This is a genomic window from Mariniflexile litorale, from assembly GCF_031128465.2.
Classification (GTDB): domain Bacteria; phylum Bacteroidota; class Bacteroidia; order Flavobacteriales; family Flavobacteriaceae; genus Mariniflexile; species Mariniflexile litorale.
This window is the reverse complement of sequence record NZ_CP155618.1, coordinates 2356287-2370765: the sequence shown is the minus strand read 5'-3', so window position 1 is coordinate 2370765 and position 14479 is coordinate 2356287. Positions and strand designations below refer to the sequence as shown.

Genomic DNA, 14479 nt, shown 5'->3' with positions numbered 1-14479 from the left:
AATACAATTAATTTAATCAGTCTTTAATTCAACTGACTCATTACAAATATGTCAAAATTATTATGTCTTATTTACTTAACAATGGGGCGCATTAGGCCTTCTTGAGCTACCGATGCTACTAATTTCCCGTCTCTAGTGAATATATTGCCACGAGCAAACCCGCGAGCACTAGAAGCACTTGGAGATTCCATGGAATATAACAACCAATCATCAAAATCAAAATCTCTAAAATACCACATCGAATGATCTAAACTGGCCGTTTGTGTATTGCCCCAGTGTGCTTTACTGGCATGTGGATACAACGTAGAACCTAAAATATTATAGTCTGAAATATAAGTTAAAATTTGCTGTTTTGTAGCCAAATCTATGTTTTTAGCATCGCCTTTTAACTTAAACCACACATCGCTAAATGGTGGTACATCTTTCTTATCTAAAGGATTTACTATTTCGGTTGGTTTAAATTCTATAGGACGATCTATTTCAAAAAAAGCTTTAAGGCTTTTAGGTAAAAAATCTCCGAATTTCTGAAGAATATCCGTCCACCCCAACAATTCTTCCGGTTGCTTTAAATCGGGTTTCATAGGTATTTGATGGTCGTAACCTTCTTCCTTTTTATGAAACGATGCCGATAATATAAAAATAGTTCGCTCTTTTTGATGCGCTGTTACACGACGTACCGAAAAACTCCCACCGTCTCTAACAACACTTACATTGTAGGTAATTGGTAATTCTAAATTACCAGCCTCCAAAAAATACGAATGCATCGAGTGTAATATTCTATCATTGGTAATGGTTCTACTTGCGGCATTAAGAGCTTGTGCAAGCACTTGGCCTCCAAAAACAATAGGGCTACCAATGGTTTTACTAACACCATTAAATTCAGTTTCGCTAATTTTCTCTAAAATTAACAAGTTTAATAAATCGGATACAGAAGTCATATAATCGCTTTAATAAATGCAAAAATACATTAGATCGCTTTTTAAATATAATAATTCCCGTTTAATCTGCTTTATTAGACCAAATGCTTTAACTCTTCAATGTTAGTATGTTTAGAAAATTGATTTAACAACAATTTCAATTTAGGATTGATGAACGTTTTACAAAATGGTTTTTCTGGATTTTTTTGATAGTAATTTTGAATCGATTCTCTAGAAGCTTTAAAGGAGTGAAATGGATAGATTTGGGTGATTAATTTATTATCAAAGTCCTTTTTAAAATTCTTAATAATAGTTTCCGACTGAAGTTTTTGAAGTCCTGAAAACACATAAATTGCCGAACGGTATTTAGTTCGCATGGAATGATTGCTGGTACTTTTATGTGTATATAAATGAATTTCTATTAATGTTTCTAATGAAATTAATTCAGAATTAAAATGAATAATCACGGCTTCGGAAAAATTGCTATTTTCATCCACTGAAGCTATATAACCTTGTTCTACTTTTTCAACACCAAGTAACGATTGAAAAACAGCTTCTGTACACCAATGGCATCCACCTCCTAATGCAATTTTAGAAATTAATTCCATTTTAATTGCTTGCGCTCATTCCAATACCATGTTGGCTCAACGCTAAAATGTTTTAATCGATTTAATTCTTCTTCAGTTAAAACAAATGCATCCAATTTTAAATTTTCTTTTAACTGACCAACTGTACTCGCGCCACTTAAAATAATGCTTTCAGGAATTGTTCTAGCACAAAACTGTAATGCAATAGCATCTACACCAACATTATATTTGTTTGATACACTTTCCATATAATTATAGAAATCGGTATACTTTGGGTAATTTGAGTTTCTAAAAATTCTACCGTTAGCCAAGGCTTCTTTAATAATTAACTTTTTACCTTCTTGTTTCAATAAATTATTTACATTAAAAACACTTTGGTCTAAAACATTGTAGGTGCTTTGAAATGTATCAAATAACGGTATACCATCAACAGATACTTCTAATGCTTTTTTTATAACCTCTACTTGATTTTCCCCCGTAGTTGAAATCCCTATTTTTAAATTAAACTCACTTTTTAAATGGGCTAATTCATTTAAAACCGATTCATTTTCTAACACACCCGTTTCTAAAGTTGCCGAATGAATTTGATAGGTTGTTAAAAATGGCAATAGGTTTTTAGACACCTGCCATTGCTCTTTTAATTTTGAAATACTATGTTCCTTTACTTCATGAACCAACGCATCCGCATCAAAATTTGCGGTATAGGTGTAACCCCATTTAGTGGCTACTTGTATGCTGTTATCGTTTTTATTTGCTAACCATTCTATTAATAATTGCTCTGCCAATCCATAACCTGGGGCGGTATCAAAATAACGCACACCTAATTTGTAAGCTTCATCTAAAACTTCAAAACCATTAGCTTTAAGTTCGGTTACCTCGCTTTTTGCAGTTGTATTTTTCCTTACATTAATATAATGCGGCCTACCAATGGCAGCCATTCCTAATCCTAAAATCACTATGTTATATTTTTATTAATTGAATGAATTACGAGCTACATGACAACATGGAACAGCCTACTTTATGTCGTGCCCAATCAGGACGCTTTGCGAACCATTTTTCGTATATCGGTTGCTCGTCATAAGGTTTTTTTAGTAATTGAAATAATTCATCAATTAACCGATAATCGCCTTTATCAGCGTCATCAATAGCTAATTGTACCATATAGTTACGAAGCACGTATTTTGGATTCACCAAATTCATATTCTCTTTTCGTACTTTAGAATTTGTTTGTTCTTGCTTCAAACGTTCCGCATACCGTTGAAACCATGCATCCCATTTTTGTTGAATTTCACCAGTTATTTCTGTTGAAATATAAAATGCCTTTTTAACAATTTCTAATCCTTCGGAAACTTCTTCCTTATTAAAATCACTTAATTTCCTAAAGAAAATAGTCATATCCGTTTCTGTAAGCAGTAAATTATCTTCCAAATCTTGAATTAAAGAGGCATCAAAAACATCTTCAGTTTCTAATCCTAATTTTGAACGCATCATCACTAAAGACTTCACTTCAAAATCTGTTTTATACGTATCTAATATACTTTCAAGTGCTTGTGTATCTTCTATTAAAGGATATAAGGCGTTGGCTAATTTATATAAATTCCACAGTCCTATATTAGGTTGATTTCCATAACGATAACGTTTATGTTGGCGATCGGTCGTGTTCGGCGTCCAGCCATAATCGAAACCTTCAAGCCAACCGTAAGGTCCATAATCTATGGTTAAACCAAGAATAGACATGTTATCAGTATTCATCACACCATGCACAAAACCGACGCGTTGCCAATGAATTATCATATCTAATGTACGTTGTGAAACTTCATTAAAAAAAGCCAAATAAGTTTCCTTTGAAGGTTCTCCTAGGTGATTAAAAAAATGTTTGATGGTATAATCTACTAAGGTTTTTAGTGTTTTAACATCTTGTCTCGCCGCCAGAATCTCATAATTGCCAAAACGCAAAAATGAAGGTGCCACGCGACACACAATTGCTCCTTTTTCATAGTCTGGATTGCCGTTATACAAAACATCTCGTAAAACCTGGTCGCCAGATAATGCCAATGATAAAGCTCTTGTTGTTGGTACACCCAAATGGTGCATGGCCTCACTACATAAATACTCTCTTATTGAAGAGCGTAAAACAGCTAACCCGTCTGCATTCCGGGAGTAAGGTGTTTCTCCAGCGCCTTTTAACTGTATTGCCCAATGTTTGTTGTTGTGTTCAACTTCGGCTAAATTAATAGCGCGCCCATCACCTAATTGTCCTGCCCAATTCCCAAACTGATGTCCACCATAACACATGGCATATGGTTTCGTATTTGGCAGCACAGTATTTCCTGTGAACACTCTTAGAAATTCTTCGCTTTGTGCATCTTCTTTTGAAAGACCTAAATTTTTAAGCATTTCAGAAGATACATGAAGCAATTCTGGTTTTGCTGTATGCTTAGGTGTTACATACGAAAAACAGGCCTTTTCAACTTGTCTCCTGGAATTCTCTAGAATGGGGTCTGCTGGTAATTGGGTATTAAATGTATCTTTTATATTAAGTTTCATCATTTTAATCTGTCGCCATACAACTTTCTAAGTTTCGATAATTTTGGAGTAATTACAAAGCTACAATAACCTTGTTCTTTGTTGTTTCTGTAATAATCTTGATGCTCATCTTCTGCTTTATAAAACACATCTAAAGGACCTACTTCTGTCACAATAGGATTATCATAATACTCCGCTACTTTTTCCACCACCTTTTCAACTATTTTCTTTTGATTTTCATCATGAAAATAAATTACTGAACGGTATTGCGTACCCACATCGGCTCCTTGCTTATTTAAAGTGGTTGGGTCGTGCGTAGTCATGAAGATCATTAAAATGTCTTCATATGAAATTATAGTCTCATCAAAAGTTATTTGAATAACCTCTGCATGTCCGGTTAATCCTGAACATACCTCACGATACGTAGGATGTCCAGGCACATGGCCACCTGAATAACCCGACTCCACTTTTTCAACACCTTTTACTTCTTGAAAAACGGCTTCAGTACACCAAAAACAACCACCTCCAACTGTTGCTATTTGTATATTTTTGTTTACCATTACTTTGCTTCCTTATTTGTTTCTAATACCATGGATTCCGAATTAACACAATATCGCAATCCGCTAGGCTCCGGACCATCTGGAAATACATGTCCCAAATGTGCATCACAAGTATTACACATCACCTCAACGCGCACCATCCCAAAAGAAATATCTCTTTCGTATTTAATCGCATTTTGTTTTATAGGCTGTGTAAAACTGGGCCAACCTGTACCTGAACTAAATTTAATGGTTGAATCAAATAGCGGCGTGTTACAGCAAACGCAATTGTATTTCCCAGCATCATGAATACTACAAAGTGCACCGCTGTGTGGTGCTTCGGTACCTTTTTGACGGGCAACCCTAAATTGCTCTGGGGTTAGCTGTATTTTCCATTCAGCATCTGTTTTTTCTATACGTTTGTCTGGAGCTGGATTTCCTTTTACGGAAAAATTAATAACTTCTTTCCAAGTAATCATATGAGTGTTATCTTTCTTTTTTTTAATTATAATTGCTAATAATACTATCCTCATATTGGTCGTTAATTTATTGATTTCCTTTCAACAAGTAACCCATAATGAGTATGATAAGAAAAACAAAGATACTACTTAAAAAATAGGTAAATAAAAAACCACCAAAAGAGAACTTGTGGTGGTTTTAAACTAATATTAAATTTATAAGATTATTTTAAAATCCTTTGTTTATAACGTAAGCGGCATCATTCCAACGAAGCTCTTGTTTAAATCTGTATAAATCAGTTTTTTCATCTATTAATAAAAACTCGATATCCATAATTTCAGCAAAATCTTCTAAGGATTCTGCAGAAATATTTTGACTATAGCATGTATGGTGTGCACCCCCTGCATAAATCCAGGCCGCAGCTGCTGTTTGTAAGTCTGGTTTCGCATCCCAAAGCACACGTGCTACTGGTAATTTTGGCAAACCTTCTTTGATCTCTACCGCTTCAACTTTGTTTACAAGCATTCTAAAACGGTTGCCCATATCTACTACGGATGCATTTAAAGCATTTCCTGCTCCACCATTAAATACTAATCTAACAGGGTCTTCTTTTCCACCAATTCCTAATGGGTGAATTTCACAAGACACATCGCCTTTAGCTATTGTTGGGCAAATTTCTAACATATGAGAACCAAGACAGGTTGTATTATCTGGATCAAAGTGATACGTGTAATCTTCCATAAAGCTATTACCACCATCTAGACCTGCACCCATAACTTTCATGGTACGTACTAAAGCCGATGTTTTCCAATCGCCTTCGCCACCAAAACCATAACCACTCGCCATTAAACGTTGAGTTGCAATACCTGGCAATTGTTTTATACCATGTAAATCTTCAAACGTATCGGTAAATGCTGTATAACCACCATTTTCTAAAAAAGCACGCATACCTAACTCAATTTTAGCCGCATCTTTTAAAGATTGACGCATCGTTCCATCAGCTTTAATTTTAGAAGCCATCACATAAGTATCATCATACTCTTGAACTAATCGGTCTACTTGTGCATCGGTTATTTGATTTACATAAGCTACTAAATCGCCAATACCATAGCCATTTACTTCGTAACCAAATTTTATTTGAGCTGATACTTTGTTACCATCAGTTACGGCCACTTGACGCATGTTATCACCAAAACGAGCCACTTTCATACGTTTACTATCGGCTGCTGCATTTGCTACACGACACCAATCGGCAACCTGCTTAATAACTTTTTCATTTTTCCAATGTCCAACCACTACTTTACGATTTTTACGTAGTCTTGACACCATAAACCCAAACTCACGACCGCCATGTGCCGATTGATTTAAGTTCATAAAATCCATATCAATGGTTCCCCAAGGGATATCTCTATTGAACTGTGTGTGTAAATGTAAAAATGGCTTTTGCAAAGCGGTTAAACCTGCTATCCACATTTTAGCTGGCGAAAATGTATGCATCCATGTAATGATACCAATACAATTATCATCGTTATTGGCAGCTTTACAAATAGCATGAATTTCTTCAGGTGATTTTACTGTTGGTTTAAAAACTACATTTACAGGAATAACACTGCTTGCAGTGTATGCATTTGCAATTTCTTTTGAATGTTCGGCAACCTGTTTTAATGTTTCAGGACCGTATAAATCTTGGCTACCGGTTACAAACCAAACCTCGCCGAATTTTAAATTAATCATCTTATATTTTAAAAAGTTTTATTATGATAAATAAATATAAAGTCCTACAACCATAGCTATAACTGCATAACCCACTGGTTTTAGATATACCCAATTTGTAATATCCACTTGCTTGGTATATTCCTGTTCGTAATCTGTTTCTCTTGGGAAAAACTTACTTACAACAAACATGATTATTATGGTAAGTACAAATAGAATACCCATTAGGTGTAAGAAACTAATGTCTGGCTTAATTACATATAAAGTAATTAAATACGTAACTGCACTAAACAGAATGGCTATGTTTGCCGCTTTAGCAGATACGCGTTTAGAGAATATCCCAACAATTACGATTGCTAAAATTGGCACACTATGTGTACCATTTAATTGTTGTAAATACGTGAAAATACCACCTTCAACACCGTATAATAAAGGAGCTATAGCCATAGAAAATATAGCTAGAACAATACCAAAAAGTTTACCTGCTTTAACTACTTGTTTTTCAGAGGCCTCTTTATTTATGTATTCTTTATAGAAATCAAGACCAAATAAGGTTACTGAACTGTTTAAAGCACTATTAAATGAACTTAAAATAGCTCCGAAAAGTACTGCCGCAAAGAAACCGATAAATGCAATTGGCAACACCGCTTTTACAACCATAGGATAGGCTTCATCTGGATTTGCTAAATCACCATTAAAAATATAAAAGGCAATAATACCTGGCAATACCACAATAAATGGTCCTAATATTTTGATAAATGCCGCTAGTAAAAGTCCTTTTTGACCTTCTTTTAAATTTTTAGCACCAAGAGCTCTTTGAATGATAGCTTGATTGGTTCCCCAATAGTAGAAATTCACAATAATCATTCCTGTAAAAAGCGTCCAGAAAGGTACATCAGAATCAGGTCCTCCAATAATATCAAACTTTTCAGGAAGTGCTGTTGTTAGTCTATTTAATCCTGTAAGCACATTACCATCTCCAATTTTCATTAAACCAAAAATAGGGATTAATGAGCCTCCTATAATTAACCCTACAGCATTTATAGAATCTGATACAGCTACCGCTTTTAAACCTCCAAAAATAGCATAAATACTACCGATGATACCTATCGCCCATACAGTAACCCAAAGAGCTGGTTCTGCTTCCATTCCTAATGATTCAGGAATATCGAACATGGTATTTATAGCCAATGCTCCAGAATATAATACGGTTGGTAACATGGAAATGGCATATCCTAATAAGAATAATAGCGAAACAATGGTTTTAGTACTTTTGCCATATCTCTTTTCTAGAAACTGTGGTATAGTTGCAATTCCACTTTTTAAATACTTAGGAAGCAATATAAAAGCTGTAAAAACCATAGCAATAGCCGCTACAACTTCGTATGCCATAATTGGTAAGCCATCTCTAAAAGACACCCCATTCATTCCTACAATTTGCTCAGTAGATAAATTAGTTAATAATAACGACCCTGCAATTACTGGTCCTGTAAGGCTTCTTCCTCCTAAGAAATAGCCATCAGATGAATTCTCATCGGTTTTACGAGTAGACCACCATGCTATTACAGCAACAAGCAAGGTAAAAGCAACAAAAGATAAAATTCCCATATTTAATTAATTTAGTTAGTATTTAGTTATATTCAGTTATTTAACATCCTTGTCCATAATAAGCATCTTTACCATGTTTACGTTCATAATGCTTCTTCTTTAATGCTTCTTTTAATTTAGCAGCATTCGGATTTATTTGTAACGTTAAGTATGCCATTCTAGCAACTTCTTCACAAACAGCACTATTATAAACGGCTTTTGCAACCGTTGAACCCCATGTAAATGGCGCATGGTTTCCAACAAGTATCATACCCACTTCATTATAATCTAATCCACGTTCTTTGATACAGTCTATAATTTGATACCCCGTCATATGCTCATAATCGCCTGCAATATAATCATCTTTCATTGGTGGTGCACACGGAATATCAGAAATTAAATGATCGGCATGTGTAGTACCAAAAATAGGCACATCCTTGATGGCTTGTGCCCATGCAGTTCCGTAGGTTGAATGCGTATGTACCACACCTCCTATTTTATCCCATTCTTTATATAAAACGGCATGTGTTTTAGTGTCTGAAGAAGGTCGCATAGATCCTTCAACTATTTTAGCTTCGAAGTCGCAAATCACCATATCTTCTGGCTTCAAATCAACATAAGGCACGCCACTTGGCTTTATAGCAAACACACCTTTACTTCTATCTACAGCACTTGCATTTCCAAATGTAAAGAGCACCAATCCTAATTCAGGAAGCTCCATATTCGCTTCGTAGGCTTCTTCTTTTAATGATTTATAAAGACTCATAATTTTAATTTTTCATGATATGATTTTCCATAGCAACACTTAATTCACTATAGTTATTGTATACTTTTTTGTATGCTTCTGCATTTTCTTTTATGGGCTGATAAACCTTTTCAAAGGGACTTGCCATGGCATTCATTGCAGATTCTGTATCTTGATGTACTCCAGCGGCAACTGCGCCAAAAATAGAAGCTCCTAATGCACAAGCTTGTTCAGATTGAGCTACTTTAATAGGTGTATTTAAAACATCTGCCATAGTTTGCATGACGAATGTTGATTTTTTTGCAATCCCACCCAAAGCGATCACTCCTTTAACAGGAATGCCTTCACTAATAAATCTATCTGCTATTTTTTTAGCTCCAAAACAAGAAGCTTCAACTAAAGCTCTAAACACTTTTGGTGATGAGCTTCCTAAATTAATTCCTGAAATAACACCTTTTAAATTTTGATTCGCATCGGGTGTTCTTCTACCATTCATCCAATCTAAAGCCAATTCTCCAGAAGCTGTTATAGGTTCTTTTGATGCAGCTTCACTTAGTTTTGGTAAAATATTAGCTATTGATTCTTCAACCAGTTTCGCTTTAACATCTTCACTAATTAAATTTGAATTTCCTACAAGCTCTATAATAGGCCATGAAATTAAACGCTCGTACCATGCATAAATATCTCCAAAAGCCGATTGACCAGCCTCTAAACCTAACATATTTGGTATGACCGATCCGTCTACCTGACCGCAAATACCTTTAACTAAATGTTCTTTTTCTTGTAATGGTGTTACCAAAATATCACAGGTTGAAGTTCCCATAACTTTGGTTAAATAATAGGGTTCAATATTTACACCAACCGCACCCATATGACAATCGAAAGCCCCTACAGCAACTACTACCGAAGTTGACAAGCCTAACCGTTTTGCCCATTCTTCAGATAAGGTTCCTGCTGAAATATTAGATGTATGAGTTTCTTTAAATAAGCGTTCTGTTAAACCATTTAATACGGGATCTAAAGCCATGAAGAAATCATTAGGAGGTAATCCACCGAATGATTCATGCCATAAAGCTTTATGACCAGCAGCACAACGGCTACGTTTCATTTGATGAACGTCATTTCCGCCAGTTAGTAAAAATGGTACCCAATCGCAATGCTCAACCCATGAATATGCTTGATCTAGAACATTTTTATCTGCTCTTGAAACATGAAGAATTTTTGACCAAAACCATTCTGAAGAATAAATACCTCCTTCGTATTGAGAATAATCAATATCCCATTTTTTGCATAAAGCATTTATTTCATCTGCCTCTTTAATACCTGTATGGTCTTTCCAAAGAACAAACATGGCGTTTGGGTTTTCTTCAAAACCTTCTAATAATGCTAAAGGTGTGCCTGTTTTATCCACTGCTACAGGTGTGGAACCAGTCGTATCGACACCAATACCTACAATGTTTTTTACAACATTCGCACTTACTTCTGAAACTACAGATTTAATAGTATTCTCTATACCTTCAATATAATCTAAAGGATGTTGTCTGAATTTATTTTTTGAAGGCTCACAATATTTACCTTGTTTCCAACGTGCATAATAGTGAACAGCCGTAGCCATTTCTTCACCTGTAGAAGCATTTACTATTAATGCCCTAACAGAATCTGACCCAAAATCCATCCCTATAGTGTACTTTTCATCACTCATGGTTTCCATCTAAATAGAAATTTATTAATTTAATACTCTGCTAAATTAGCAGCGCAATATAATACATAATTATACAAGTGTTTAAAAAACACTTGTGATTTTGGACAAAAAAATAATCTAAAACAATGTTATAGATTAAAATTTTGTTCCAATTTATAAAGAGCTTTGTCAAATCGATAGAAATAGGCACCTTTTCTCGATTCGGACATGTCTTTTTCCTCAAGCCTAATCAAATACTTCATTTGAAGCACTTTTCGTCTAAAATTTCGTTTATCAATAGGCTCATTTAAAATACCTTCGTAAAGCATTTGTAGTTGAGGTAACGTGAATTTAGCTGGCAATAAATTAAAGGCTATTGGAAAATTTCTAACACGACGTCTCAATCTTCTTATAGCAGATTCAACCATATCTTTATGATCGAAAACAAGTTCTGGCAATTCATCAATAGGAAACCATTTCGCATTATATTTACTAACCTGCTCTTCATTATACTCCGATTTTAAAATCATAGCACTATACGTAATAGAAACAACTTGTCCTGAAGAATCTCTATCGGCTTTACCAAAAGCTTTTACTTGCTCCATATAAATATCTTCTAAACCAGATAATTTATATAGAACTCTATTGGCGGCTTTGTCTAAATCTTCATTTTCTCCAACAAAACCGCCAATTAAAGACCATTTACCCATTTGAGGTTCAAAACCTCTGTGTATTAATAACAATTCTAGTTTATTATCATTAAATCCGAAAATAATACAATCAACAGCTAATTTTATCTGTTGTAATTCTCGGTATTCTTTCTTATAAACAGTCATATTATTATCAATACAATAAACTTACAGGTATATATTTTAATTATTTATTTCCTTTTTGATAATCTAATAAAAACTGAGCTAAACCACTATCGGTTAAAGGGTGTTTTAATAAACCTTTAATAGCTGATAACGGACCCGTCATAACATCTGAGCCTAACTTAGCACAATCTATAACGTGCATTGTATGGCGTACAGAAGCTGCTAAAATTTGAGTTTGGAAACCGTAGTTATCGTAAATAAGTCTAATTTCTGAGATTAGATTTAAACCATCTGTAGAAATATCATCTAAACGACCAATAAATGGAGACACGTACGTAGCACCTGCTTTAGCTGCCAATAAAGCTTGACCAGCTGAAAACACTAAAGTAACATTCGTTCTAATACCTTTATCTGAAAAGTACTTACAAGCTTTAATACCATCGGCAATAACGGGTAATTTTACCACGATTTGTGGATGAAGTGCAGCCAAAGCTTCACCTTCTTTTACCATCCCTTCAAAATCGGTAGAGATTACTTCGGCGCTTACATCACCTTCTACTAAATCACATATTTTTTTGTAGTGAGCTAAAATATTTTCAGCTCCTGTAATACCTTCTTTAGCCATTAACGATGGGTTTGTAGTAACGCCATCTAGAACACCTAAAGCTTGTGCTTCGGCTATATCGTTTAAATTTGCTGTATCAATAAAAAATTTCATCTTTTATAATTTTAGTTTTGTTGTGTTTTTAAATATTCTAATACTTCTTTGCTTACCTTTTCACCTGTAAATCCGAATTTATCGTCTAATACATTAGCTGGTGCGGAATATCCGAAATGATCTAATCCGAACACTTTTCCATTATCACCTACAAGTCCTTCTAAATTTACTGGTAATCCTGCCGTTAAACCAAACAATGGTTTGTTTTTAGGAATTATTGAATTTTGATAATCTTTAGATTGCAATCTAAATAATCCTTCTGAAATGATAGAGGCTATATTCACTTTCAATCCATTTTGAGATTCTAAAATTTCAGCAGCTGCAAATAATGTTGCTACTTCCGATCCGTTAGCTATTAAAACAACATCTGGATTTTCAACTTCTTTCACTAAATACCCCCCCTTTTCGGCCGCTAATGCTTCTTGATACCTTGATGTACCAATTGCTGGAATATCTTTAATATTTTGTCTAGACAATATCAAACCTGTTGGCGTATCTTTATTTTCCAAAGCCATTTTCCAAGCGACACTTGTTTCTGCAGAATCTGCAGGTCTTAGTGCCAAGAAACTTGGTTTACCGCTATGATTTTTCAACTTTTCTAATAAACGTATTTGAGCTTCTTGTTCAACTGGTTGGTGTGTTGGCCCATCTTCTCCTACTCTAAAGGCATCATGCGTCCAAACAAACTTCACTCCTAATTCCTGAATACCACTTAAACGAATAGCGGGTTTCATATAATCTGAAAACACAAAAAATGTTGCTACTACCGGTATAATGCCTCCGTGTAATGCTAATCCATTTGCAATGCATGCCATAGTTAATTCGGCAACACCTGCTTGTAAAAATGACCCTGTGAAATCACCTTTTTTAAGCGCATGTGTTTTCTTTAAGAAACCATCTGTTTTATCGCTGTTAGATAAATCGGCAGAAGACACAATCATGTTTTCTACTTTTCCAGCTAAATATCCTAATACTCCCGATGAAGCTGCTCTAGAAGCTAATCCTGCTTTATGCTCAATCGATTCGAAATCTAATTCTGGTAATTCACCAGATAAGAAGAAATCTAATTTATCTGCAAGTGCTTTATTAGATGCTCTCCAAGTTGCAATTACCGCTTTCTTTTCAGCGGCTTTTGCTGTTTTTTCTTTTAAAATATCTTTGTAAAAGGCTTTAACATCATTAAAAATATCAAACGGGCTTTCTGGATTCGCACCTAAGTTTAATAAGGTTTTTGCATAATCTGCACCTGTATGACCAATTGGCTGACCGTGTAACTCACAATGCCCTTCAAACATACTACCATCGGCAGCAACAGCACCTTTACCCATTATGGTTTTACCAATTATTAGGGTTGGCCTTTCTGTTTCGTTATTTGCATCGGTTAAAGCTTTTCTTATTTCATCGTGATTATGCCCATCTATAGTGACTACTTTCCAACCCCATGCTTCGTATTTCATGGCGGTATCTTCTGTAGTTACCTCATCGGTAGCCGTAGATAATTGAATATCATTCGAATCAAAAAACATAATGAAATTACTTAGTCCTAAATGTCCTGCGATTCTACCTGCTCCTTGTGAAATTTCTTCTTGAACACCTCCATCAGAAATAAAACCATATATTTTATGGTTCATCCACTCTCCAAATCGGGCTTGTAAAAATTTAGCACCTATAGCAGCACCAATACCCATTGTATGACCTTGACCTAATGGACCCGATGTATTTTCAATACCTCTTTTAACATCTACTTCTGGGTGTCCAGGCGTAATTGAACCCCATTGTCTAAAATTAGCAACATCATTTTTCTCATAATTTCCTAAAAGATAATACTGCGCATACATTAATGTAGACAAATGGCCAGCATCCATAAAAAAGCGATCTCTAAAAGCCCACTCCATATCTGTTGGATCGAAATTAAAGAACTCAGAGTATAAAATGTGCATGAAATCCGCACCACCCATAGGACCACCTGGGTGTCCTGAATTCGCCTTTTCTACCATTGCTACAGCTAATGCTCTAATATTATCTGCTGCTTGTTGATCTAATTTTTTGTTCATTTTAATTGTGGTTAATTTTAATTGCCTGTACTTTGATTTAGTTATTCAATATGTTTTTTAAAATCGATGTGCAAAATTAAAAATTTTTTATCTAAACCCTATTATCAAATACAGATATATATACATTAAATATATGAG

The 14479-nt window shown here is 34.8% G+C and carries 13 protein-coding genes; all 13 read right to left on the bottom strand.

All coding sequences use genetic code 11. From position 1 onward, the window contains the following. Nucleotides 1–71 precede the first annotated feature (71 nt). Nucleotides 72–938 carry an acyl-CoA thioesterase II gene (locus QLS71_RS09655; RefSeq protein WP_308990968.1) on the bottom strand — a complete coding sequence of 289 codons (867 nt, stop codon included), beginning with the start codon at nt 936–938 and terminating at the stop codon, nt 72–74. 74 nt (nt 939–1012) lie between these two features. Then, the gene (locus tag QLS71_RS09650; protein WP_308990969.1) at nt 1013–1525 is read right to left on the bottom strand and encodes a peptide-methionine (S)-S-oxide reductase; all 513 of its coding nucleotides are present in this window, start codon (nt 1523–1525) and stop codon (nt 1013–1015) included. Next, complete coding sequence (locus QLS71_RS09645) at nt 1516–2460, bottom strand: aldo/keto reductase (RefSeq protein ID WP_308990970.1); 945 nt, start codon at nt 2458–2460, stop codon at nt 1516–1518. Before QLS71_RS09645 ends, QLS71_RS09650 begins: the two co-directional genes overlap by 10 nt. Before the next feature lie 28 nt (nt 2461–2488). Beyond that, a complete protein-coding gene (locus QLS71_RS09640) occupies nt 2489–4051 on the bottom strand; it encodes a protein adenylyltransferase SelO family protein (protein ID WP_308991115.1) in 1563 nt (520 codons plus the stop codon). Further along, nucleotides 4051–4590, bottom strand: coding sequence for a peptide-methionine (S)-S-oxide reductase MsrA (msrA, locus tag QLS71_RS09635; protein ID WP_308990971.1), 540 nt, complete (start codon nt 4588–4590; stop codon nt 4051–4053). The genes QLS71_RS09640 and msrA overlap by 1 nt, the downstream gene beginning before the upstream one ends. Next, on the bottom strand, nt 4590–5048 hold the full coding sequence (gene msrB, locus QLS71_RS09630) for a peptide-methionine (R)-S-oxide reductase MsrB (RefSeq protein ID WP_308991116.1): 459 nt from the start codon (nt 5046–5048) through the stop codon (nt 4590–4592). Before msrB ends, msrA begins: the two co-directional genes overlap by 1 nt. A gap of 208 nt (nt 5049–5256) precedes the next feature. After that, nucleotides 5257–6762: an L-arabinose isomerase gene (gene araA / locus QLS71_RS09625; protein WP_308990972.1), complete on the bottom strand. Its 1506-nt coding sequence runs from the start codon at nt 6760–6762 to the stop codon at nt 5257–5259. A gap of 21 nt (nt 6763–6783) precedes the next feature. Next, nucleotides 6784–8349: a solute:sodium symporter family transporter gene (locus tag QLS71_RS09620; RefSeq protein WP_308990973.1), complete on the bottom strand. Its 1566-nt coding sequence runs from the start codon at nt 8347–8349 to the stop codon at nt 6784–6786. 40 nt (nt 8350–8389) lie between these two features. After that, entirely contained in the window at nt 8390–9097 is a 708-nt protein-coding gene (locus QLS71_RS09615) for an L-ribulose-5-phosphate 4-epimerase (protein WP_308991117.1), read from the bottom strand. A gap of 1 nt (nt 9098) precedes the next feature. Beyond that, the gene (locus tag QLS71_RS09610; RefSeq protein ID WP_308990974.1) at nt 9099–10784 is read right to left on the bottom strand and encodes a ribulokinase; all 1686 of its coding nucleotides are present in this window, start codon (nt 10782–10784) and stop codon (nt 9099–9101) included. 119 nt (nt 10785–10903) lie between these two features. Then, nucleotides 10904–11590, bottom strand: a complete 687-nt coding sequence (locus QLS71_RS09605) for an NUDIX domain-containing protein (RefSeq protein ID WP_308990975.1) — start codon at nt 11588–11590, stop codon at nt 10904–10906. Between the two features lie 40 nt (nt 11591–11630). Beyond that, nucleotides 11631–12287 (bottom strand): fructose-6-phosphate aldolase, encoded by a 657-nt coding sequence (gene fsa, locus QLS71_RS09600; RefSeq protein ID WP_308990976.1) that lies wholly within the window; start codon nt 12285–12287, stop codon nt 11631–11633. Nucleotides 12288–12298: 11 nt separating this feature from the next. Then, nucleotides 12299–14341, bottom strand: coding sequence for a transketolase (locus QLS71_RS09595; protein ID WP_308990977.1), 2043 nt, complete (start codon nt 14339–14341; stop codon nt 12299–12301). Nucleotides 14342–14479: the final 138 nt, after the last annotated feature.